This window comes from Nocardioides sp. T2.26MG-1 (genome assembly GCF_950101795.1).
In the GTDB taxonomy this organism is placed as follows: domain Bacteria; phylum Actinomycetota; class Actinomycetes; order Propionibacteriales; family Nocardioidaceae; genus Nocardioides.
Genome location: NZ_CATNLZ010000001.1, coordinates 34,698 through 56,316, shown reverse-complemented (window position 1 = coordinate 56,316; position 21,619 = coordinate 34,698). Strand labels below are relative to the sequence as shown.

Genomic DNA, 21,619 nt, shown 5'->3' with positions numbered 1-21,619 from the left:
CACCCAGAGCAACCCAGGGACGATCGACAGAGGGTGACACGGGTGACGGGGAACGGTGTGCTGGGAGTGGCGGTCGTCGGGGCGGGCTATTGGGGTCCGAACCTGATCCGGAACTTCCTGGCGAGCGCGGAGTGGAACCTGGTGGCGGTCTGCGACCTCGACACCGAACGGGCAGCCCAGGTGGTCGGCGGACGGGCGGATGTGACGGTGACCGCGGTGTTGGACGAGGTCCTGGCACGCGATGACGTGCAGGCGGTCGCGATCGCGACGCCCGCTCGGACGCACCGGCACATCGCGGTCGCGGCGCTCCGTGCTGGGAAGCACGTGCTCGTCGAGAAGCCGCTCGCGGACAGCGTGGCCGCGGGGCGCGAGCTCGTGGAGCTCGCCGAGACCGAGGGTCTGGTGCTCATGACCGACCACACCTACTGCTACACCCCGGTCGTCCAGCGGATCGCGGAGCTCGTGCGGGACGGGTCGCTCGGCGACATCTTCTTCGTCGACTCGGTGCGGATCAACCTCGGCCTTGTGCAGCCCGACATCGACGTGTTCTGGGACCTCGCCCCCCACGACCTCTCGGTACTGGACTACATCCTCCCTGGTGGGCTCCGCCCCGAGGGGGTCGCCGCGCAAGGCGCCGACCCGATCGGTGCCGGCCGGTCCTGCGTCGGCTACCTCACGTTGCCGTTGACGAGCGGGGCGATGGCACACGTGCACGTGAACTGGCTCAGCCCCACGAAGATCCGGCAGATGGTCATCGGCGGCAGCACGCGGACCTTGGTTTGGGACGACCTCAACCCGCAGCAGCGGCTGAGCGTCTATGACAGGGGTGTGGACCTGGTCCAGCAGTCGGTCGACAGGATCGACCGACGGACCGCGTCGATCTCCTACCGGCTCGGCGACACCTGGGCGCCCGCCCTCACCGAGGTCGAGCCGCTCGGACTCATGGTCGCCGAGCTTGCGAGCGCGATCCGGGAGGGGCGGCCACCACGGACCGACGGGGCGGCTGGACTGCGCGTCCTCTCCGTCCTCGAGGCTGCGGCCACCAGTCTCCGGGCCCGGGGGGCCCTGGTCGACGTGGTGCCGACCGACCGTCCCGAGCTGGAGCTCGTCCGATGACGGCGGTGGCCGGTGCCACGATCCTCGTCACCGGGGGCGCGGGCACCATTGGCTCCGCCCTCGTGGACCAGCTCCTGGAGCGGGGCGCGGCCACGGTCGACGTGGTCGACAACCTGGTCCGGGGACGCGTCGCCAACCTCGACGACGCGCTCGCCACCGGTCGCGCCCGGCTGGTCGAGGGCGACATCCGTGACCGGGACCTGATCCGCGACCTGACGGTCGGCAAGGACTTCGTCTTCCACCAGGCGGCGATCCGGATCACGCAGTGCGCGGAGGAGCCCCGGCTCGCACTCGAGGTCCTCGTCGACGGCACCTTCAACGTGCTGGAGGCGGCCGCCGCGGCAGGCGTGGACAAGGTGGTGGCCGCGTCGTCGGCGTCGGTCTACGGGCTTGCGGAGGAGTTCCCGACGACCGAGCGCCACCACCACCACAACAACGACACGTTCTACGGCGCCGCGAAGTCCTTCAACGAGGGCATGCTGCGCAGCTTCCGGGCGATGCGTGGGTTGGACTACGTGGCGCTTCGCTACTTCAACGTCTATGGACCCCGCATGGACGTCCACGGCCTGTACACCGAGGTCCTGGTGCGGTGGATGGAGCGCATCGCCGACGGCCGCCCGCCGCTGATCTACGGGGACGGGCTCCAGACCATGGACTTCGTGTTCACCCGTGACATCGCCCGGGCGAACGTGCTGGCCGCGCTGAGCCCGGTACGGGAGGGTGTCTACAACGTGGCGAGCGGCACGGAGACCAGCCTCCTCGAGCTGGCGCGCACCCTGCTGCGGGTCATGGGGTCCGACCTCGAGGTCGAGCATGGGCCCGAGCGCGCCGTGAACAACGTCTCCCGCCGGCTGGCGGACGTGACCGCCGCACGCGAGGACCTCGGGTTCGAGGCACGTGTGGGGCTCCAAGAGGGGCTGCGCGAGCTGGTGAGCTGGTGGGCGCCGTTGCGCGAGGAGATCGCGGCCGGCCGCGGGCTGGCAGGTGTGTCGTGACCCGCATCAACGTCATGCAGCCGTGGTTGGGCGAGGAGGAGGTCGCCGCCGTCACGGAGGTGCTCCGCTCGGGCTGGGTCGCCCAGGGCCCGCGGGTCGCGGAGTTCGAGCGCCGCTTCGCCGAGCACCAGCAGGTCCAGCACGCCGTCGCGACCTCCAGCTGTACGACGGCGCTGCACCTGGCTCTGGTCGTGGCCGGCATCACGGCGGACGACGAGGTCGTGGTGCCGTCGTTCTCGTTCATCGCCACCGCCAACGCTCCGACGTACGTCGGAGCACGTCCGGTGTTCGCGGACGTCGACCCCGTCACCGGCAACCTCACCGCGGAGACGGTGGCGGCCGCGATCGGCCCCCGGACCCGCGCCGTCATCGCCGTCGACCAAGGCGGGGTGCCGGTCGACCTCCAGGCCATCCGCGCCGTGTGCGACCCGCGGGGACTGGTGGTGGTCGAGGACGCTGCCTGCGGGGCCGGCTCGACCTATCGCGGTCGACCCGTCGGTGCCGGGGCGGACATCACCGCCTGGTCGTTCCACCCACGGAAGGTCCTCACCACCGGCGAAGGTGGCATGCTCAGCACCAACCACGCCGACTGGGCCGCGCGGGCGAGGACGTTGCGCGAGCACGCCATGAGCGCCTCTGCCGCGGAGCGGCACGCGAGCGTCCTGGCGCCGCCGGAGGTCTACACCGAGGTCGGCTTCAACTACCGGATGACCGACCTCCAAGCGGCGGTCGGACTGGTGCAGCTCGAACGACTCACCCAGGTCGTGCGACGCCGACGTGAGCTGGCGGACGTGTACGGCAAGGCCATCGCCGACGTCGATGGCCTGCGTGCCGTCGCGGACCCGCCCTGGGGATCGTCGAACTTCCAGTCCTACTGGGTCGAGGTGCTGCCGGAGTACCCGCTCGACCGCGACGGCCTGATGGCTCGTCTGGCAGCGGCGGACGTCTCGGCACGACGCGGGATCATGGCGGCGCACCGGCAGCCGCCGTACGTCCACCAGACCAGCGCGCTACCTGTCACCGAGCGACTCACCGACACGACCCTCATCCTTCCGCTGTTCCACCAGATGTCGGAGTCAGAGCAGGCGCGCGTGGTCGAGGTGTTGCGCGAGCCGGAGAGGTCGGCGTGAACGACCTGCTGATCCTGGGCGCCGGAGGACTGGCCCGCGAGGTGTTGGCGTTCGCGGCGTCGTCCTTCGAGCGGGTGCGCGTGCTCGACGACGACGAGAGCAGGTGGGGGACCACCCTGGCCGGACACTCCGTCATCGGTGGCCTCGACCTGGCCGTCGAGCGGCGCGGCGACGCCCTCGTGGTGTGCCTGGGGCGTGGGTCCGCCCGGCGGTCCGTCGTCGAGCGGCTGCTGGCGCAGGGAGTCGACCCCGAACGGTTCGTGACGCTGCTGCACCCCTCGGTCACGGTCCCGGCGAGCTGCACCGTCGGTGCCGGCAGCGTCGTGCTCGCGGGGTGCGTGCTGACCGCCGACGTTCGCGTCGCGCGGCACGTCGTGGTCATGCCGAACGTCACGTTGACCCACGACGACCGGCTCGACGACTACGTCACGGTCTGCGCCGGCGTCAGTCTCGGCGGCGATGTCCACATCGGACGCGCGGCGTACCTGGGAATGAACGCCTCGGTCCGACCGGACCGGACGGTCGGGGCCGGCGCGGTGCTCGGGATGGGCGCCGTCCTGATCGACCACCTTCCACCAGGCGAGACCTGGGTCGGCGTTCCGGCCCGACCCGCCGCTCGACCAGTGAGGCATGCATCATGAGGATTCCGTTGGTGGACCTGGCGTCCCAGCACGCCGAGATCGCCGATGACGTCCGCTCCGGCATGGAGCGCGTCTTCAAGGAGGCCGCGTTCGTCGGCGGCCCGGAGGTGGCAGCGTTCGAGGCCGAGTACGCCGAGTACATCGGCGTCGAGCACTGTGTCGGCGTCGCGAACGGCACCGATGCCCTCGAGCTCGCCATGCGCGTGGCCGGGGTCGGGCCCGGAGACGAGGTGATCCTGCCGGCCAACACGTTCATCGCGACCGCCGAGGCCGTGTCGCGCATCGGCGCGGTGCCGGTCCTGGTCGACGTCGACGAGGAGCACCTGCTGATCGACCCGGCGGCGGTCGAGCGTGCGGTCACGCCACGCACCCGCGCGGTGGCACCGGTGCACCTGTTCGGCCAGACGGCCTTCGTCGAGCAGCTGGTCGATCTCGCGTCGACCTACCGGCTCGCGGTCATCGAGGACGCGGCGCAGTCCCAGGGGGCGCGACGCCACGGTCGCCCGGCCGGCTCGTGGGGGACGGTGGCGGCGACCAGCTTCTACCCCGGCAAGAACCTCGGCGCCGCCGGGGACGCCGGCGCGGTCCTCACCGACGATCCCGAGGCCGCTGCGGCCGTCCGGATCCTTGGATCACACGGCTCTCCGGCGAAGTACGTCCACGACGTGGTCGGCATGAACTCACGCCTCGACGCGGTACAGGCCGTCTACCTGCGCGCGAAGCTCGCCCGCCTCAACAGGTGGAACGACCTTCGGCGTCGGGCCGCGCGGAAGTACGCCGAGCTGCTGGCCGACGTCGGCGGCGTGCGGCTCCCCGAGGTAGCGCTTGGCAACGAGGACGTCTGGCACCTCTACGTCGTGCGGGTCGACGAGCGCGACCGGGTTCTCGCGGAGCTCGGTGCGGCCGGTATCGGTGCCGGGATCCACTACCCGACCCCGATCCACCTCACCGGTGCCTACGCCTCCCTCGGCCTCGGGCCGGGGTCCTTCCCCGTCGCCGAGCGCGCGGCCAGGCAGATCCTCTCGCTGCCGATGTACCCGCACCTGCGCCAGTCCGACCTCGAGGCCGTCGCCGAGGCGCTGCGAGCTGCGGTCGGGCCGGCCGGCGCGGGCTCGAAGCCATGACGGCGCCGGCAGGCCCCCGGGTCGCCATCGGCCTGGAGAGCATGGCTCTCGGCGGGTGCCCCATCAACGCGCTCGACCTAGCAAGCCTGCTTCGTGGCCGCGGTCACCAGGTCTCCCTCTTCGCTGTCGACAGTGACGCCCCGACCTCGATCGCACCCTTGATCGCACAGCGCGGGTTCGACCTGACCGTCCTCCCGGCGCGGGCCGGCATCGGGGAGCGTGCGCGCCAGATCCGCGCCGTCGCCCGCGACCACGACGTCGACGTCGTGCATGTCTTCGCTCCCTGGCTGGCGCCGCCCCTCGCGCTGGCGCTACGGAGCTCGCCGGCCCGGGTTGGTGTCGTCACGAACTGGACGATGGAGGCTGAGCGCTACGTGCCGACCTGGCTGCCGCAGGTGGTCGGCACGCAGGCGCTGCGCCGGGAGGTGATGACGTGGCACCGTGCGCCGGTACGGCTGATGGAGCCGCCGGTCGACGTGGGCGCCGACCGTCCGGACGCGGTCCGCGGCGCGCGGTTCCGCTCGGAGCTGGGCATCGCCGCGGACGAGCTCGTGGTCGGTGTGGTGAGTCGGCTGGACCGGATCATGAAGGCCGAGGGCATCCTCGCCGCGATCCGCGCCACGACGGCCCTGCCGGACCTCCCGATCCGGCTGGTGGTCGTCGGGGACGGTGACGCGCGGGGGAGCATCGAGGCGGCCGCCGCGGCAGCGAACCAGCGACTGGGTCGCCCGGCGACGATCCTCACCGGAGCCTCGATGGATCCGCGCGGGGCGTACGACGGAGCCGACGTGGTGCTCGGGATGGGTGGGTCAGCACTCCGGGCACTCGCGCACGCGCGGCCGCTCGTCGTGCTCGGCGAACAGGGCTTCTGCAGGTTGTTCGAGCCCGGATCCGCGGCGTACTTCTACGAGCACGGGTTCTACGGTCGCGGGCATGCCGAGGACGTCGTGCCGGTGCTCGCCCGGATCCTCCGCGGGCTCGTCGACCCCGACCGCCGCGAGCAGCTGGGCTCGTTCGGGCGCACCGAGGTGGATGCCCGGTTCTCACTGGCGGCCGCGACCGACGCGCTCGAGGGGCTCTACGAGGACGCGCTGGCGCGACCCACGGGCCTCACCGTGCGCTGGGTGGACACCGCGACACGTCAGCTCCGCACCGCGGCGCGTGGCCTGCGTACCCACGATCGGGGATATCTGGCACGAGGCGTGCTCGGCCGGCGCGCGGTGACGCATCCTGGTCCACGCGGGAGTCGGTCGGACCGGGGGGTCGGTCACCGGTTCCCGCCACAAAGCCATCAGTCGATCGAGGGCGTCCGATGACGGCCTCCGCGCATCGGCTCAGAGGCGCGCTCGTCGACTCACCCACCTCGCTGGGGGCGGCCCGGCGGGCGCGACGCTGGGAGCTGTTCGCCGAGTGCTTTCCACACCTGGAGACCATGGACATCATCGACCTCGGAGGCACTGTCGAGGCCTGGCGGCGGGCACCCGTGCGGCCGGCCAGCGTCACGGTGGTGAACCTCTTCGAGCCCGGTGATGCCGGCTCCGACTCGTGGATCACGCCGGTCGCGGGAGACGCCTGCGACGCGCGTGCGGTGCTCCGCGACGTCGGGGTGACCGACCAGTTCGACCTGGTCTTCTCGAACTCGCTCCTCGAGCACGTCGGAGGACACGCGAAGCGGGCCGCTCTGGCCGAGGAGGTCGCCCGGCTCGCTCCCCGGCACTGGGTGCAGACTCCCTACCGGTACTTCCCGATCGAGCCGCACTGGTTGTTCCCGTTCCTGCAGTTCCTCCCGCTGGGTCCACGGGCCCGGGTCGCGGCGGCCTGGCCGTTGGCGCACTCGCGGCCGGACTCACCGGCCCAGGCGATGTCCGAGGTCCAGTGGACGGAGCTGGTCGGGGTGGCCGAGATGCGGGCCTACTTTCCCGGCTCCCGGATCATCCACGAGCGGGTGCTGGGTCTGACGAAGTCGATCGTCGCGGTCGCCGACGGACACTAGGCGCACGGTGTCAGCCCGAATGCACCACGCCGCCGCCGTCCCAGCGGTTGCCCTGCCACGTGTTGCCGGTGCCTCTCGGGTGGAACGACGTGACCGGACCCCAGACGCCGCACTTGCGGTTGGCCCCGCGCTGGAAGACGTTGTCCTTCACCACGATGCCGGTCGGGTCCTCCCCGTAGGGCTTGTTCGGGTCGTAGCCGCCGTACAGGCAGTAGGAGATGCCGGTCGGGTTCGCCACGAAGAGATTGTTCGTGATGGTGACGTTGCGGATGGGGTCGAAGTCCCCGAACAACGACAGGTCGGCCGTGCATCCGCCATTGGTCTCGTTGACCTGTGCCGTGCAGGCGAGACGGTTGTGGTGGATGCGCATTCGGCTGCCGCCGTTCGAGATGAACGCGTTGTTGTGGTAGCTCTGGCCGTCCGGGTTGTACTGCGCGTGCAGCCACGAGTTCACGAGGGTGCACCCGCCGGCGCAGTGGAAGCTGTGCTGTCCGCCGGTGACGTTGACGCGGCGGGCGACGATGTTGTACCCCCAGATCGCGCCGTCGCTCCAGTCGCCGCCGCGGACCGTGGACCTGCGCACGGTCACCGAGTTCGAGCCGTCCTCGGTCGCGTCGATACGGGGCACCAGTGAGTTGCTGATGACCACGTTGGCCGCGCGGACCAGGATCGCGTCGCACCGACCGGTGGCGTCCACGCCGTCGATGGTCTGCGTCCGGGTGATCGTGCACGGCCCGGTGTACGGGCGTAGCCGGGTGCCGGCTGGGACCCCGGTCGACTTGGCTCCGGGCCACGGGCGCGCACGGTTCACGGTCTGCCGGTCCACAGTCGATCGGGCGGCCGTGGCGACCGTGGCGCTCACCCCGGGCTGGTCGGCCCAGGATTCGGCCGAGGCCGGTGAGAGCGCCAGGAAGGGAAGGAGCATCAGCACGCCCAGGGCGACTGTGGCCGTGGCCGAACCGGGTCGCGGGCGGGACGTGAGCAGGACAAGACGGCGGGGGGCCGGTCGGTGCATGGGGACTCGTTCGATTGGGGGGTCGGACACCGTCAGTATCGACCACGACGGAGCGCCCCTGAGCCCGAGATGGTCACCAAATTTGGGTAACCGCCCCGGGTGCGCACCGCAGCGACGGCGACCTCTGCACATCCTCGACACTCACAGGCGGCGACACGCTTCGATTCGGGGGTCATTCGTGCACGAGGTCGACGGTCGACGGACCGGCATGCCGTCCTTCACGCATGTGGAGGCCGAGCCATGGCCGCGCTGACCGGTGCGTCCGACTCCCTAGTGCGGCGCGCCGGGGCGGGAGCGCTGTGGGCGGCGGCCGGCAACATCGCCGTACGCCTCGCCGGCATCGCCGTCACCGCGGTGATCGCGCGCATCCTCTCTCCCGCGGACTTCGGGGTCTTCGCGGTCGCCCTGGCCGTGCACGTCGTGGTCGGAAGTCTCGCCGAGCTCGGCATGGGCTCCGCTGTGGCGCGCTCGGCCCTGGAGCCGGAGGACATCGCCCCCACCGTCACCAGCCTCTCCGTCGGGGTCAGCCTGCTGCTCGGCGTCGTCATGGTGGCGTCGGCGGGGGTGGTGGCCGCGCTGCTGGGCGTGCCGGCCGCGGCTGAGCCGATCCGTGTGCTGTCGATCTGTCTGATGCTCACGGGAGTGTTCGCCGTGCCCGGGGCCCAGCTGACCCGGGAGTTCCGGCAGGATCGCATCTTCCTTGCCACTGCGGCCGGCTTCGTGCCGGCCAACGCGCTGCTCGTGGTCCTCGCGCTCGACGGCGGCGGCGCCACCTCCTTCGCGTGGTCCCGAGTGCTCGGACAGATCGTCACGGGAGCGGTGATGGTCGCTTCCCTACACCGTCGCTACCGGCCGGGATGGCGGCCGGCGGCCGCGGTTCCCCTGCTCCTGTTCGGGCTGCCGTTGGCGCTGGCGAACCTCGTCAACTGGTCGTTGCTCAACGCCGACTTCGTGATCATCGGGCGGCTGCTCACCGAGACCGAGGTCGGCGTCTACATGGTCGCCTTCACCGTGGCGAGCTGGTCCACGACCGTCCTCAGCTCGGTCCTCAACGGCGTCGTCGTGCCGACCTTCGGTCGGGTGCTCGAGGACCGCGAGCGACTCAGCGCGGCGCTCTGCTCCGCGCTCCGACTGGTCGCACTGGTGGCGGCGCCGGTGTGTGTCGTCACCGCCGTGCTCGCCGGGCCCTTGGTCGAGACCGTGTTCGGCACCACCTGGCGCGGTGCTGCGCCGGTGCTGGCCGTGCTCGCGGTGTACGGCGCGCTGTTCTCCGTCTCGCTGCTCTTCGCGAACGTGCTGGTCGCAGCAGGCGCCACCAGCCGGCTGCTCGGCATCCAGCTGGTGTGGGTGGCGGTGCTGGTGCCGGGGATCGTGGTCGGGGTCCACGTCGATGGACTGGTCGGCGTCGCCTGGGCTCACGTGGCCTCGATCGCCCTCGTCGCGGTCCCGCTGTACGTGATGGCCGTCCGCCGCGTCACCGGCGTTCGGATGCACGGCCTCCTCGCCGCCGCAGGCCGACCGTTGGTCGCCGCCGTCCTCGCGGGCGCGCTCGCCTTCGCCGTCACGCGGCTGGAGGATGTGGCGTGGGTGTCGCTGCTCCTGGGTGGCGGGCTCGCCGTCGGCGGCTACCTGGCGCTCACCGGGTCGATGCTGCGCTCGTACGTCGTCGCGTTCCGGCATCCGCCGGCGCAGCCGGAGCCGGCGGGCTCTCTGGTGTCGGCGGCTCTGCCGTGAAGCGCGGCAGCGTGTCCCCCATGAGGGTGCTCGTGGTGACCCACGAGGCCTCGCGCAGCGGCGCTCCCCGCGTCGCCCAGATGGTGGTGCAGGGGCTGCTGCGCGAGGGTCACGCCGTCGCGGTGATCTCCCGCCGGCCGGGTCCGCTGCTCTCCGAGTACGCCGATCTCGCGCCGACCCGCGTGGAACCGTGGCACCGGCTGCGACGCCGGGCGGTCCAGACCCGCTGGGCGCCTACACGGCGCCTCGGCCGGCTCCTCGATGCCGGGTGCGCGTGGGTGGACCTGCTCCGCAGCCGGGCCGACCTCGTGTACGTGAACTCCGGAGGCGCGTCGGTCTACGTCCGCGCGGCACGCTGGTGGCCGTGCCGCCGCACGATCCTGCACGTCCACGAGTCGGGGGCCGTGCTGACCGAGCTGCTGGCCGCCGCGGGCGTCCGGCGAGTGCCGGACGGCGTCGAGCTGGTCGCGTGCTCGCCGAGCGTCCGTGCAGACCTGGCCCGTCTGGCCCGGCGTACCGAGCACGACGTGCAGCTTCTGCTGTCCGTGCCGGACGAGGAGCGCGTGCTCGCCCTTGCGGGGGGCGACCGGGCCGCCCCCCGCCCAGGCTGCGTGGTCGTGGGCTGCTGCGGCAGCATCGAGCACCGCAAGGGCGTGGACCTGTGGCTCCAGGCAGCCCACGAGGTGCTCGACTCCCGGTCGCCCGCGTCCTCGACCGACATCCGCTTCGTCTGGGTGGGTGACGGGCCCCGGCCCGTTGATCCGGACCCCCGCATCGAGTTCGTCGGCGCTGCTGACAATCCCTACCCCGTGATGGCCGGGTTCGACGTCTTCACCCTTCCCTCCCGTGACGACCCGTTCCCCCTGGTGGTGCTCGAGGCGATGCTCCTCGAGGTTCCCGTGGTCGCGTTCGGTGTCGGTGGTGTGCCCGACCAGGTCGGCGACACCGGTCGCGTCGTGCCGCCGGGTGACGTGACGGCACTGGCGCATGCCGTGACCGGCCTGGTGCTGGACGAGGGGGAGCGGCTCGACCTCGGCGCCCGGGCGCGGCGACGCGTGCGTGAGGACTTCTCCAGCGCCGAGTTCGAGCGAGCCCTCCAGAAGGTGGTGGCCCGGTGAGCGTGTCTCTCGTGTGCGTCTTCAACGATCCAGCGGTCCGGGCACAGTGTCTGGACCGCTCGCTGGCCGGCATCGACCCCGACAGGATCGAGCTGATCGCCGTCGACAACGTCGACCACCGCTTCACGACCGCTGGCGCCGCGCTGAACCACGGTGTCCGTGTGGCTCGCCACGACGTCGTGGGCTTCGTCCACCAGGACGTCTTCGTGCACTCCGCCGCACGTCTGCTCCAGGTCGCCGAGCTGCTGCGGCAGGACTCGCCCGGCTCGTGGGGGATGGTCGGCGCGGCGGGGGTCAGCGCGACCGGCGAGGTCCTCGGCAGGCTGCGGGACCGGGTCGAGCTCGTCGGGACATCCGCTCCGTCCCCCGTCGACGTCGACAGCCTCGACGAGGTGCTCTTCCTCGCCCCCCGCGCGCTCCTCCTGCAGCATCCCCTGAGCGAGGACCGGGACCTCGCCTGGCATGCCTACGCCGTCGAGTACGGCGTCCGCCTGCGGGGGCTCGGCCGGCGGGTGGGTGCCGTGGATCTCGCCATCACGCACAACAGCCTGACGATCAACCTCGCGCGGCTGGCCGAAGCCCATCGCCGGGTCGCGGAGCTCCACCCGGCGGCGACGCCGGTGCGCACGACGTGCGGCGTCGTAGGAGCCGCCTCGCGCGGGTGGCGCAACACGGCGCCTGTGCGTCGCCACGGGTGGCGCCGGCGGGCCCTGCTCGGGTCGTTCACGGCCCGCCGCGCCCGGTTGCAGACCGGCGCCGGTCGCACCGTCCTCGCCGACATCCGGCTGGACGTCGACGACGTCCTGCTCGGCCCCGGCGAGCGGTTCCGCGTGGTCAACCTCGACCGAGGTGGTTCGTTCACGGCGTTCGCCGGTGAGCCGATCGAGCTGACCCGACGTGGCGCTCCCTTCGAGCTGTCCTGCGTCTCCGAGCCCGCGGGGCTCGTGCCCCACTTCGCCTCCGGCGCTCGCGGACCGTTGCTGTGCACCAATCTCACCGTCGACGACCTCTCGGAGCTCGCCGCGGCCGGGGTGATCGGCGACGAGACGGTCGTCGGCATCCACGACTCCGACGTGTGGCTGCTCGACGGGGTGGACGTCGAGCGGCTGCCCGCCTCCTGGCTCACGGGACGGGCGGTCCCGTTCAACGCACTCCGCCCCCGCATGCCTGCCCCACCCCCCTACGCCTCCGGCGCCGCGACCGCGGCATCCGGCCTGAGGCAGACAGGAGAAGACGGTGTACTTCGCTGAGGCCCTGGCGGTCCTCGCCCGTCGCTGGTACGTCGTCGTGGTCTGTGCGATCGCGATCGTGGCCGGCCTCGTCGTCGCGGTCAAGGAGGTGCCGACCCAGTACCAGGCGAGCGGACAGGTGCTCCTCCTGCTCCCGCCGACGGCGACCGGAAAGGGCACCCCGAGCAACCCGTACCTCAACCTTCAGCCGGGTCTGACGACGATGGCCACCATCACGGCCGCCCAGCTCAACTCCAAGCCCGAGCAGCGGTCGTTCGTCGAGGCGGGATTCACGTCCGACTACGCGATCGGTGTGAGCCCGGACACCGGACCGTTGCTGCTGATCACGGTCAAAGACATCGATCCGGTGGAGGCGGCGGCGACACGTGACGAGGTGATCGCGCGGGTGACACGCGAGCTCTTCGTGCTCCAGGAGGGACTCGACGTCCCGGACACGCAGCGCGTCTATCCCCGCACGACCAGCGCACCCCCGGCAGAGGTGGTGCCGGGCGCCAAGATCCGCGCGATGGCGGTGATCGGCGGTGGTGGTCTCGTCGCGACGATCATCCTCGCGTTCCTGCTGGACCGGCTGCTCCGCCGTCGCCCTGGGGGCGACGACGAGGAGGAGCAGCAGGGGCCGGACCAGTCGGACCCTGACGAGGGCCGGCAGCTGAAGCTGGCCACGCCGGTCGCACCGAAGGAGGAGGGCGAGGGCACACCAGGCCGGACGAAGAGGACGCGCAATGCAGCGCGTTAGCCGGTGGTGGCACGGGCGCCGGGAGATCCCGGCGCTGTGGTTCCTGCGCGGGTACGTCGTGCTGCTGCTCGCCGTGCCCGCCCAGCTGATCCTGCGGCCGCTCGGCGCCCCCGGCACGCTCGCGAACATGGTGGGCCTGGGCGGCCTGCTCTGGTGGTGCGGGGCACGCATCGCCGGCCTGACACCGCGCAGCCCCTCTCCGGTGCGGCTGCTCCTCGGTGTCGCGTTCGCCGCCGTCCTCGTGTCCTACGCCGCCGGCTCACTGGCCGGCTGGTACGCGCCGTCGAACATGCGCCAGGGGACGGACGACGTCTGGACGCTGGTGTTCCCGACGGTCGATCAGGTCCACGGCGCCATGGTGGCGGCCGCGGACCGCGGGCTCCTCAGCTTCGCGGCCTGGCTGGGGATCGCGCTGCTGACGCTGGACGGGCTGCGCAGCTGGCGCGATCTCGACCTCCTCGTCCGGTGGCTGTGCTGGGTCAGCGCGGCGTACGCACTCACCGGGATCTACCAGTTCTACACCGGCACCAACCTCGCGTCGTACGTGCGGGTGCCCGGCCTCAGTGCGAATGCGGCGGTCGGTGCCTCGCTCACCAGATCCGTCCTCGAACGGGTGTCCAGCACCGCCACCCACCCGATCGAGTTCGCGGTCTTCCTGGCGTGCGTGCTGCCGTTCGCGCTGCACCTGGCCATCTATCGGACCCGGCGCCGTGACGTCGTCCCGGTCATCATGATCGGCTTCGCGATGCCGCTCGCCGTGTCGCGATCAGGGATCCTCGCCGCAGGTGTCGCCTTGCTGATCATGTTCTGCTACTGGCCCTCGGCCCGCCGTCGCCGTGCGCTGATGCTGGCACCGGCGGTCGTCGTCCTCCTGCGCCTCGCCGTCCCGGGCCTCGTCGGGACGATCTACTCGCTCTTCGCGAGCCTCGCCACCGACCCGAGCGTCACCGGTCGCACCGAGGACTACGGCGTCGTGCTGGCGCTCTACCGCGACCAGCCGTGGTTCGGGCGCGGCCTGTTCACCTTCGTCCCCGGCTACTACCGGATCCTGGACAACCAGATCCTGATGCTGCTCCTCGAGCTCGGCATGGTGGGCCTCCTCGTGGTCCTCCTGCTCTACGTCGGTGCGAGCGGCAGCGCCCTGGGTGCCCGGCGTCGAGCGGTCGCTGCACGCGACTCCCACGTCTCCCTCGCCATCGCCGCCGGGATCGTCGGGATGCTCGTGGCGTCCGTGACGTTCGACGCGTGGGGCTTCGCCCAGGCGGGCGGGCTCACCTTCCTGCTCTTCGGCATGGCGGGTGCCGCGTCCCGGCTCTCCTACGAGGACCGCGCGGCGGCCCGTGTCGAGGCCCGCGCGGAGGCGCGGCCACTGGAGACGGCCGGGGTGCGCCATGGCTGACCGGGTGGCCGTCGTCGTCGTCACGTTCAACAGCGCTGCCGTGCTCCCGGGTCTGCTCGCCTCCCTGCCGGGAGGGCTCGGCGGGCTGGACTGGACGCTCGTGGTGGCGGACAACGCCTCGACCGACGACACGGTGCCGCTGCTGCGCGAGCTGACGCCCGAGGCCGTCGTGGTCGAGATGGGGCGCAATGCCGGCTATGCCGCAGGCATCAACGCGGCGGCCGCGGTGGCCGGCGATTTCGAGGCCGTCTTGGTGCTCAACCCGGACGTGCGGCTGACGCCGGGCTGTGTCCGCGAGCTCATGCGCGCCCTCGGCGAGCCGGGTGTCGGGATCTGCGTGCCGCGCCTGGTGGACGGCGACGGCGACCTCATCTACTCCCTGCGGCGCGAGCCGACGCTGGCCCGCGCCTACGCCGACGCCCTCCTCGGAGCCACGCGTGCCGGACGGGTGCGAGTGCTCGGCGAGGTCGTGTCCGACCCGGCCCGATACGAGACCGCCGCGCGTACCGACTGGGCGGAGGGCTCGACACAGCTCATCAGTGCCGAGTGCTGGCGGGCCTGTGGCGCGTGGGACGAGTCGTACTTCCTCTACTCCGAGGAGACCGACTACCACCTCCGGGCTCGCGACCGGGGGCTGCGCGTGCAGTATGTTCCGACCGCCCAGGCGGTCCACCTCGAGGGCGCGTCCGGGACCTCACCGCGCCTGTGGTCGCTGCTCGTGGCCAACCGGCTGCGGCTGTTCCGGCGCCGACACTCGCAGGTCGGCGCCGCCTTCTTCTGGATCGCCGCCCTCCTCCGCGAGGGCTCCCGCTCGCTGCTCGGGCAGCCGATCGCGCGCAGCGCGCTGTCCGTCCTGCTGCGCCCGTCCATGCTGGTCGCTCCGCGCGGGCCCGAGTGGCTGGAGCAGGTGTGACCAGGTCAGCGCAGCCGTTTGGCGAACATCACCGCCGAGCGCCCGATCCGGCGCCGGACCGGCTGCGGCCCGAGGACGTCGGCCCGCAGGCGCGACACCGTGTCCGTCCCGACAACGCTGAACCGCGGTTGGAGCCAGGCACCGGGCCGGGCGTGGGCTCGGTCGCTGGTGTGGACGTGGGCGTAGCCGAGCCCGCGCAGCTGCCCGAGCAGGCGCCGGTCGTACCGGCCGAGCGGCAGGGCCGCCTCGTCGACGCGTCGACCGACCACCGTGGAGATCCGGTCGCGTGCGGCGACGAGCTCCCGGTCACGGACCGCGTCGTCCAGGCCGCGCCACGGGACGTGGTCCATCCCGTGGGTCCCGATGACCATGCCCTGCGCGTCGAGCTCCCGGATGTCGTCCTCGCCGAGGCTACCGCGAGCCCCGAGTCGGCCGGCCAGGACGAAGAAGGTCGCCTGCAGGCCGCGGTCGAGCAGCGCCGGGAGCCCGATCTCGACGTCCGAGGCGTTGCCGTCGTCGAAGCTGATCCGGACCCCGCCGTGACCGGCGACCTCATCGAGGACCGCGTGGAAGAGACTGGGCGAGATCCAGTACGGCGCCTCGCCGGGCTCGAGGGTCCGGTCGGGAACGCCGACCCCGTGGAAGCAGATGTTCATCGTGTGGTCGCTCACGAGCCCTCCGAGCCGGTCCTGGTCGAGCCCATTGCGGCGGGCGACCTCGACCTCGTGGGCAGATTCTTGCACGACCACCTGGACGCCCGTCTGTCGTCGCAGGACTGGACTAAGGCCATCACGCCACCGTGGGCCGCCGTCGGCAACGATCACGGGTTCCTGCTGAGGCAGGGGACCGCGGTCGTCGGCGTCTACCTCGCGTTCCACTCGGAGCGAGAGATCGGCGGGCGCCGCCGCTCGGTGTGCAACCTGGGCGCCTGGTGCGTGCTCGAGAGCCACCGGGCCCACGCGCCTCGGCTGCTCCGTGCCCAGCTGGCCCGCCGCGGTGTGGTTCTGACGGACCTCTCACCGAGCGGCAACGTGCTCGTCCTCAACCGGCGGTTGGGGTTCACCGACCTCGACACGACGACGGCGCTGGCGCCGTGCTTGCCGCTGCCGACGCCGGGGGTCCGTGTGGTGACTCGTCCCGACCGGGTCGAGCAGCTCCTGCCCGCACGCGATCTCGAGCTCTACCGCGACCATCGTACGGCGGCCGCGGTCCACCACGTCGTGCTCGTCGTCCGTGGTGAGCCCTGTTACGTGATGGTCCGCAAGGTACGACGCAGGGGGCTGCCGGTGTTCGCCGTGGTCCTCCACACCGGCGCGCCGGGGCTGTTGCGGCGGGGCTACCTCGCGCTCGAGCGGCACCTTCTGCTGCGGCACGGCGTGCTGGCTCTGCTCGTCGAGCTGCGCACGGTCGGGCACGCGCCACCACTCTCGGGTCGGCTGCGCACCCCCCGTCCCAAGATGTTCCGCGGTGAGGGTGTCGCGCCCGAGGACATCGACGACCTGTACAGCGAGCTCACCTGTGTGCCCTGGTGAGCGGATGACGACGAGAAGGAGTATCGGATGAGGGTCCACGTGCACGATCTGGTCGCTGAACAGGCGCGGCTTCGTGGTGCGTCTGCGGCCCTGAGCTATCAGGACGCGACCGTCGACTACGACCGGTTGTGGTCGGACGTGCAGGCGGTCGGCGCCGGTCTGCAGGACGTGGGGGTGGGTCGTGGCGACCGGGTCGCGATCTACCTCGAGAAACGGATCGAGACCGTCACGTCGATCTTCGCGACCTCGGTCGCCGGCGGCCTCTTCGTGCCCGTCAACCCGGTGCTCAAGCCGGAGCAGGCGTCCTTCGTGCTGCTGGACTGCGAGGTGCGTGTCCTGGTCACCAGCCCGCAGCGATGGGCGCTGCTCGCCGACCTCCTCGGTGACGCCCAGAGCCTCGTGGCGGTGGTCCTGGTCGGCGAGGCCGACGGGCGGGAGGTCGACGGCGTCCAGCTGGCTCGGTACGACGAGCTGGCCGGGTCGGCGCGGACACCGGTGCCTGTCGACGGCGTCGACCTCGACCCGGCCGCGATCCTCTACACCTCCGGCAGCACCGGCCGTCCGAAGGGGGTCGTGCTCAGCCACCGCAACCTCCTGGTCGGAGCCGAGAGCGTGAGCGGCTACCTGGGGAACGTCCCCGACGACGTCGTCCTCGCCGCGCTCCCCATCAGCTTCGACGCGGGCCTGAGCCAGCTCACGACCGCCTTCTGGGTGGGTGCGCACGTGGTGCTCATGAACTACCTGTTCCCCGCCGAGGTGCCGCGGCTCTGCGCGCTCCACGGAGTCACCGGGCTCACGTGTGTCCCGCCACTGTGGATCCAGGTCGCCGAGGCGGCGTGGCCGGAGCAGGCGCGGGAGCGTCTGCGGTACTTCGCCAACACCGGCGGCCGACTGCCCAAGGCGACGCTCGACCAGCTCCGCGAGCTGTTCCCGCAGGCGGCGCCGTACCTCATGTACGGCCTCACCGAGGCCTTCCGGTCGACCTACCTCGACCCTGCCGAGGTCGACCGCCGGCCGGACTCGATCGGCAGGGCCATCCCGAACGCCGAGGTGCTGGTCGTCCGACCCGACGGGTCCCGCTGCGGACCGGGCGAGGAGGGCGAGCTGGTGCATCGTGGACCTCTGGTCGCCCTCGGCTACTGGAACGACCCGGAGCAGACCGCTCTGCGCTTCCGCCCCGCTCCGGGGTCGCAGCCGACCTGGCGGCCGGCCGAGATCGCGGTCTGGTCGGGCGACACGGTCCGGACCGACGAGGAGGGCTTCTTGTACTTCGTCGGACGGCAGGACGACATGATCAAGACGTCCGGCTACCGGGTCAGCCCCACCGAGGTCGAGGAGGTGGCCTACGAGTCCGGCCTGGTCCGGGACGCGGTCGCGGTCGGTGTCGCCGACGACCGCCTCGGGCAGAGGATCGTGGTGGTGGTGACGCCCGCGCAGCCGGACGCGTTCGACGCGGTCGACCTGCTCTCGGCCTATCGGCGGGCACTCCCGTCGTTCATGGTCCCGTCGGCCGTCGAGATCCGCCCCAAGCTGCCGCAGTCGCCGAACGGGAAGTTCGACCGCGGTGCGGTCCGAGAGGAGTTGGCCGGATGACTCCCGACCGCCACGTCGAGGCCTTCGACGTCAAGGACGGACAGCTCGTGGTCGGCGGCATGCCGCTGGAGCGGCTGGCTGCCGGCGTCGGCTCGACACCGTTCTTCGCCTACGACCGCAGGCTGCTGACCTCGCGCGTCGAGTCGCTGCGTGCGGCCCTTCCCGGCGACCTGCACCTCGGGTACGCCGTGAAGGCCAATCCCATGCCCGCCGTGGTCCAGCACCTCGCCGGGTTGGTCGACGTCCTCGACGTCGCATCGGCACGGGAGATGCGGACCGCCCTCGACACCGGGATCGACCCGGGCGACGTCAGCTTCGCCGGTCCCGGCAAGACGGAGGCGGAGCTGCGTCAGGCCGCCGCCACCGGCGTCGTGGTGGAGGTCGAGTCCCGGGGCGAGGTCGACCGGCTCCTGGCCGCCGGCGAGGCGGTCGGTGTCCGACCGGTCGCCGCCATCCGGGTCAACCCGGACTTCGCCGTTCAGGGATCGGGCATGCGCATGGGTGGCGGGCCGCAGCAGTTCGGCGTCGACGCCGAGCAGGTGCCCGAGCTCCTGGGTCTCGTGGCCGACCGCGACCTCGACATGGTCGGCTTCCACGTCTTCGCGGGTTCGCAGAACCTCGACGCGGACATCCTCGCGGCGGCTCAGGAGCGCACCGTCGACCTGGTCCTCCGGTTGGCCGACCACGCAGCTGCCGCGGTGCGCTACGTCAACCTCGGCGGCGGCTTCGGGATCCCCTACTTCGAGAAGGACCAGCCGCTCGACCTGGCCAGGCTCGGTGAGAACCTCCACCGGTTGCTCGAGACACGGCTGCGTCCCGCCCTGCCCGAGGCGCGAGCGGTGGTGGAGCTGGGCCGGTACATCGTCGGCGAGGCTGGGGTCTACGTCACCCGCGTCGTCGACACGAAGGTCTCGCGCGGTCAGCGCTTCGCCGTCGTCGACGGCGGCATGCACCACCAGCTCGCCGCCTCGGGGAACCTCGGCCAGGTCATCCGGCGCAACTACCCGCTCGTGGTCGGAACCCGGCTCGGACCGTCCGACGAGGATGCGCCCGAGCCGGTGACCGTCGTCGGGTGCCTGTGCACACCCTTGGACCTGCTCGGCTCCAAGGTGTCGCTGCCCACCGTCGAGGTCGGTGACCTCGTCGTCGTCTTCCAGGCGGGCGCCTACGGCCTCACCGCGAGCCCCACCGCCTTCCTCGGACACGACCAACCGGTCGAGGTCCTCGTCTGAATGACTCAACAGGAGATTCCATGGACACCACGCAGAGCCCCGACCACACCGACACCACGTTCGTCGAGGTTGTCGACGCCGTCGTCACGGTCCTCGGTATCGAGGAGCGGCGTGACTCGCTGACCACGTCGACCGGGCTGCTCGGCGGCATCCCGGAGCTCGACTCGCTCTCGCTCGTGGAGCTGGTCGTCGTGCTCGAGGAGCGCTTCGGCATCGCCATCGACGACAGTGAGTTCACGGGCGAGGTCTTCGACACGCTGGGGACGCTGGCGGCGTTCGTCACCGGCAAGCAACAGCTGGTGGCCTGATCGGGCCTGCCGGTGAAGGTGCCGTGACGTTGCCGGTCAGGGTCGCAGCGCCGTCCCGTCGTCCCAGACGTTTCCCGACCACACGTTGCCCGTGCCGTCCTCGAGGAAGGACGTGACCGCTCCCCACACGCCGCACCTGCCGTTGTTGCCGCGCTGGAAGACGTTGTCGACGACCTGGACGCCGCGTGGGTCCGTTCCATACGGCTTCCCCGGGTTGTGGCCCGCGTGGAGGCAGTAGCTGATCCCCGTCGGGTTGGCCACGAACAGGTTGCGCTCGATGCGCACGTCGCGGATCGGTTCGAAGTCACCGAAGAGCGACAGGTCGGCCGTGCAACCGCCGTCGGAGCTGTTGACCTGAGGTGTGCACGCCAAGGTGTTGTGCCGCACGACCATCGTGTTGCCGCCGTTGGAGATGAAGGCGTTGTTGTGGAAGCTGCGTCCGGCAGGGTTGTACTGCTCATGCAGCCATGAGTCGGTGACCGTGCACTGGTCCCCGCAGTGGACGCTGTGCTGGCCGCCGGTGACCTCGACCCGTGTGAGGGTGATGTTGGAGCCCCAGACCGCCCCGTCCACCCAGTCGCCGCCACGCACCGTCGAGTCGGTCACCGTGACGCTGTCGTCGCGCCCGTCGGTCACATCCACCCGAGGGAGGAGGGAGTCGGAGATCACGACCCCTGCCGACCTCACCAGGATCGCGTCGCACGACGTGGCGTCGACGGCGGTGAGGCGCGTCGGACGGGTGATGGTGCACGGCCCCGAGTACGCCGTGAGCGCGGTGCCACTGGGCATCCCGGTGTTGTCGGGGCCGGGCCAGTCCCCGGTGGGAGGCGTCGGGTTCGTCGGGGAGCCGCTCGGGTCGGTAGGGGGCGGGCTCGTGGGAGTGCTGTCGGTGGGAGTGCTGTCGGTGGGGGTGCTGTCGGTGGGGGTGCTGTCGGTGGGGGTGCTGTCGGTGGGGGTGCTGTCGGTGGGGGTGCTGTCGGTGGGATCGGCCCCGGTGGGCGAGTTGTCGGAAGTGCCGGCGCCGCCCGAGGGGGGAGCGGGTGGGGCCTGGGTCTCCCCGGACGACGACGGCGTGCCGTCCGGCCCGGTGCTCGACGTCGGGTTGCTGGTCGGTGTCCCGGCGGCGTCGACGGCGACGAACGCGACGTCCACCCAGTAGTTGGACGAGTGGTAGGTCTGGAACGGGAACTGCGAGGACGTGCCGTAGCGGTAGACGCCGTTGCGGGATCCCGGGGCCACGAGCTGAGAGGTCTCGATCCTGTGGTCGAAGTACCTCTCAGTCACGGCGTAGCGCCCGTGCGGGACGTGGACGGAGACCGTGTACGTCTCTCCCGGCCGCAGGTCGACCGGCTCGTCGAAGTCGACGGCCAGCCAACCGGTCGTGGGTGTCGTCTCGAATGTCGTCGTCGCGAGGCGCCGACCGCGGGAGTCCCACACGGTGCCGGAGTCGGGTGTGGCGTGGGGGCTCGCCGAGATCTTGAAGACCCGCACCCCGGTGGCCTGACCGGCGACCTTGGGGATGAACCGCATGCCCAGCTCCACGGCAACGACGTCGGAGTCCTGCGTGGCCTCGACCGTGCCGTCCGCCGGGAACAGGCCGCCGGCCTGTGCGACGGACGCCGGCGCGACCAGGGCCATGAACGTGACCGTCGGGAGGGTGAGCCCGATCGAGAGGAGAACCGCGGTGAGCGCGGCCCGGGGTCGGCCGCCGTGGTCGCGTCGGCGTCGATGGGCGTGGGTGGTCATCGGGCACCTCGAGGTCGGCGGCGTGGTTCGCGCCCAGGCCTGCA

At 71.6% G+C, this 21,619-nt stretch carries 20 protein-coding genes; 17 read left to right on the top strand and 3 right to left on the bottom strand.

What is annotated here, in order from left to right; all coding sequences use genetic code 11:
• Positions 1-42 precede the first annotated feature (42 nt).
• The 7 genes from QQZ14_RS00260 to QQZ14_RS00230 are packed head-to-tail and all read left to right on the top strand — an operon-like array spanning position 43 to position 6,999.
• The gene (locus tag QQZ14_RS00260; protein WP_284532143.1) at positions 43-1,116 is read left to right on the top strand and encodes a Gfo/Idh/MocA family protein; all 1,074 of its coding nucleotides are present in this window, start codon (positions 43-45) and stop codon (positions 1,114-1,116) included.
• The gene (locus QQZ14_RS00255; protein WP_284532142.1) at positions 1,113-2,111 is read left to right on the top strand and encodes an NAD-dependent epimerase/dehydratase family protein; all 999 of its coding nucleotides are present in this window, start codon (positions 1,113-1,115) and stop codon (positions 2,109-2,111) included. The genes QQZ14_RS00260 and QQZ14_RS00255 overlap by 4 nt, the downstream gene beginning before the upstream one ends.
• Positions 2,108-3,241, top strand: coding sequence for a DegT/DnrJ/EryC1/StrS family aminotransferase (locus QQZ14_RS00250; protein WP_284532141.1), 1,134 nt, complete (start codon positions 2,108-2,110; stop codon positions 3,239-3,241). Before QQZ14_RS00255 ends, QQZ14_RS00250 begins: the two co-directional genes overlap by 4 nt.
• Positions 3,238-3,882, top strand: coding sequence for an acetyltransferase (locus tag QQZ14_RS00245; RefSeq protein WP_284532140.1), 645 nt, complete (start codon positions 3,238-3,240; stop codon positions 3,880-3,882). The genes QQZ14_RS00250 and QQZ14_RS00245 overlap by 4 nt, the downstream gene beginning before the upstream one ends.
• The gene (locus QQZ14_RS00240; protein WP_284532139.1) at positions 3,879-5,006 is read left to right on the top strand and encodes a DegT/DnrJ/EryC1/StrS family aminotransferase; all 1,128 of its coding nucleotides are present in this window, start codon (positions 3,879-3,881) and stop codon (positions 5,004-5,006) included. The genes QQZ14_RS00245 and QQZ14_RS00240 overlap by 4 nt, the downstream gene beginning before the upstream one ends.
• Positions 5,003-6,322, top strand: a complete 1,320-nt coding sequence (locus QQZ14_RS00235) for a glycosyltransferase family 4 protein (RefSeq protein ID WP_284532138.1) — start codon at positions 5,003-5,005, stop codon at positions 6,320-6,322. Before QQZ14_RS00240 ends, QQZ14_RS00235 begins: the two co-directional genes overlap by 4 nt.
• Positions 6,319-6,999 (top strand): hypothetical protein, encoded by a 681-nt coding sequence (locus tag QQZ14_RS00230; protein ID WP_284532137.1) that lies wholly within the window; start codon positions 6,319-6,321, stop codon positions 6,997-6,999. The genes QQZ14_RS00235 and QQZ14_RS00230 overlap by 4 nt, the downstream gene beginning before the upstream one ends.
• Positions 7,000-7,009: 10 nt before the next feature.
• On the opposite strand, the gene QQZ14_RS00225 is transcribed toward QQZ14_RS00230, so the two are convergent.
• The gene (locus QQZ14_RS00225; RefSeq protein WP_284532136.1) at positions 7,010-7,924 is read right to left on the bottom strand and encodes a hypothetical protein; all 915 of its coding nucleotides are present in this window, start codon (positions 7,922-7,924) and stop codon (positions 7,010-7,012) included.
• A gap of 330 nt (positions 7,925-8,254) precedes the next feature.
• On the opposite strand from QQZ14_RS00225, the gene QQZ14_RS00220 reads away from it, so the two are divergent.
• From QQZ14_RS00220 to QQZ14_RS00195, 6 genes are read left to right on the top strand one after another with little or no spacing between them, the layout of a single operon-like run.
• Positions 8,255-9,748 (top strand): oligosaccharide flippase family protein, encoded by a 1,494-nt coding sequence (locus tag QQZ14_RS00220; RefSeq protein WP_284532135.1) that lies wholly within the window; start codon positions 8,255-8,257, stop codon positions 9,746-9,748.
• 20 nt (positions 9,749-9,768) lie between these two features.
• Positions 9,769-10,866, top strand: a complete 1,098-nt coding sequence (locus QQZ14_RS00215; protein WP_284532134.1) for a glycosyltransferase — start codon at positions 9,769-9,771, stop codon at positions 10,864-10,866.
• Positions 10,863-12,116 carry a hypothetical protein gene (locus QQZ14_RS00210; RefSeq protein WP_284532133.1) on the top strand — a complete coding sequence of 418 codons (1,254 nt, stop codon included), beginning with the start codon at positions 10,863-10,865 and terminating at the stop codon, positions 12,114-12,116. Before QQZ14_RS00215 ends, QQZ14_RS00210 begins: the two co-directional genes overlap by 4 nt.
• On the top strand, positions 12,103-12,852 hold the full coding sequence (locus QQZ14_RS00205) for a hypothetical protein (RefSeq protein WP_284532132.1): 750 nt from the start codon (positions 12,103-12,105) through the stop codon (positions 12,850-12,852). The genes QQZ14_RS00210 and QQZ14_RS00205 overlap by 14 nt, the downstream gene beginning before the upstream one ends.
• Positions 12,839-14,251, top strand: a complete 1,413-nt coding sequence (locus QQZ14_RS00200) for an O-antigen ligase family protein (protein WP_284532131.1) — start codon at positions 12,839-12,841, stop codon at positions 14,249-14,251. The genes QQZ14_RS00205 and QQZ14_RS00200 overlap by 14 nt, the downstream gene beginning before the upstream one ends.
• Positions 14,244-15,164 carry a glycosyltransferase family 2 protein gene (locus QQZ14_RS00195; RefSeq protein ID WP_284532130.1) on the top strand — a complete coding sequence of 307 codons (921 nt, stop codon included), beginning with the start codon at positions 14,244-14,246 and terminating at the stop codon, positions 15,162-15,164. Before QQZ14_RS00200 ends, QQZ14_RS00195 begins: the two co-directional genes overlap by 8 nt.
• Positions 15,165-15,169: 5 nt before the next feature.
• Here QQZ14_RS00195 and QQZ14_RS00190 read toward each other — a convergent pair whose 3' ends face one another.
• Positions 15,170-15,835: a polysaccharide deacetylase family protein gene (locus tag QQZ14_RS00190; protein WP_284532129.1), complete on the bottom strand. Its 666-nt coding sequence runs from the start codon at positions 15,833-15,835 to the stop codon at positions 15,170-15,172.
• On the opposite strand from QQZ14_RS00190, the gene QQZ14_RS00185 reads away from it, so the two are divergent.
• The 4 genes from QQZ14_RS00185 to QQZ14_RS00170 are packed head-to-tail and all read left to right on the top strand — an operon-like array spanning position 15,824 to position 19,829.
• Positions 15,824-16,696 (top strand): hypothetical protein, encoded by an 873-nt coding sequence (locus tag QQZ14_RS00185; RefSeq protein WP_284532128.1) that lies wholly within the window; start codon positions 15,824-15,826, stop codon positions 16,694-16,696. The two genes, QQZ14_RS00190 and QQZ14_RS00185, sit on opposite strands and share 12 nt — an antisense overlap.
• A gap of 27 nt (positions 16,697-16,723) precedes the next feature.
• On the top strand, positions 16,724-18,289 hold the full coding sequence (locus QQZ14_RS00180; RefSeq protein WP_284532127.1) for an acyl-CoA ligase (AMP-forming), exosortase A system-associated: 1,566 nt from the start codon (positions 16,724-16,726) through the stop codon (positions 18,287-18,289).
• Positions 18,286-19,521 carry a pyridoxal-dependent decarboxylase, exosortase A system-associated gene (locus QQZ14_RS00175; RefSeq protein WP_284532126.1) on the top strand — a complete coding sequence of 412 codons (1,236 nt, stop codon included), beginning with the start codon at positions 18,286-18,288 and terminating at the stop codon, positions 19,519-19,521. Before QQZ14_RS00180 ends, QQZ14_RS00175 begins: the two co-directional genes overlap by 4 nt.
• A 20-nt stretch (positions 19,522-19,541) precedes the next feature.
• The gene (locus QQZ14_RS00170; RefSeq protein WP_284532125.1) at positions 19,542-19,829 is read left to right on the top strand and encodes a phosphopantetheine-binding protein; all 288 of its coding nucleotides are present in this window, start codon (positions 19,542-19,544) and stop codon (positions 19,827-19,829) included.
• 36 nt (positions 19,830-19,865) lie between these two features.
• Here the strand turns inward: QQZ14_RS00170 and QQZ14_RS00165 are convergent, their stop codons facing one another.
• Positions 19,866-21,575, bottom strand: a complete 1,710-nt coding sequence (locus tag QQZ14_RS00165) for a DUF4082 domain-containing protein (RefSeq protein ID WP_284532124.1) — start codon at positions 21,573-21,575, stop codon at positions 19,866-19,868.
• Positions 21,576-21,619: the final 44 nt, after the last annotated feature.

Coding starts and splice junctions, on each gene's coding strand:
- QQZ14_RS00255 (WP_284532142.1), top strand. CDS start 1,113: ATGACGGCGGTGGCCGGTGCCACGATCCTCGTCACCGGGGGCGCGGGC.
- QQZ14_RS00170 (WP_284532125.1), top strand. CDS start 19,542: ATGGACACCACGCAGAGCCCCGACCACACCGACACCACGTTCGTCGAG.
- QQZ14_RS00195 (WP_284532130.1), top strand. CDS start 14,244: ATGGCTGACCGGGTGGCCGTCGTCGTCGTCACGTTCAACAGCGCTGCC.
- QQZ14_RS00235 (WP_284532138.1), top strand. CDS start 5,003: ATGACGGCGCCGGCAGGCCCCCGGGTCGCCATCGGCCTGGAGAGCATG.
- QQZ14_RS00225 (WP_284532136.1), bottom strand. CDS start 7,924: ATGCTCCTTCCCTTCCTGGCGCTCTCACCGGCCTCGGCCGAATCCTGG.
- QQZ14_RS00200 (WP_284532131.1), top strand. CDS start 12,839: ATGCAGCGCGTTAGCCGGTGGTGGCACGGGCGCCGGGAGATCCCGGCG.
- QQZ14_RS00220 (WP_284532135.1), top strand. CDS start 8,255: ATGGCCGCGCTGACCGGTGCGTCCGACTCCCTAGTGCGGCGCGCCGGG.
- QQZ14_RS00240 (WP_284532139.1), top strand. CDS start 3,879: ATGAGGATTCCGTTGGTGGACCTGGCGTCCCAGCACGCCGAGATCGCC.
- QQZ14_RS00180 (WP_284532127.1), top strand. CDS start 16,724: ATGAGGGTCCACGTGCACGATCTGGTCGCTGAACAGGCGCGGCTTCGT.
- QQZ14_RS00165 (WP_284532124.1), bottom strand. CDS start 21,575: ATGACCACCCACGCCCATCGACGCCGACGCGACCACGGCGGCCGACCC.
- QQZ14_RS00230 (WP_284532137.1), top strand. CDS start 6,319: ATGACGGCCTCCGCGCATCGGCTCAGAGGCGCGCTCGTCGACTCACCC.
- QQZ14_RS00215 (WP_284532134.1), top strand. CDS start 9,769: ATGAGGGTGCTCGTGGTGACCCACGAGGCCTCGCGCAGCGGCGCTCCC.
- QQZ14_RS00175 (WP_284532126.1), top strand. CDS start 18,286: ATGACTCCCGACCGCCACGTCGAGGCCTTCGACGTCAAGGACGGACAG.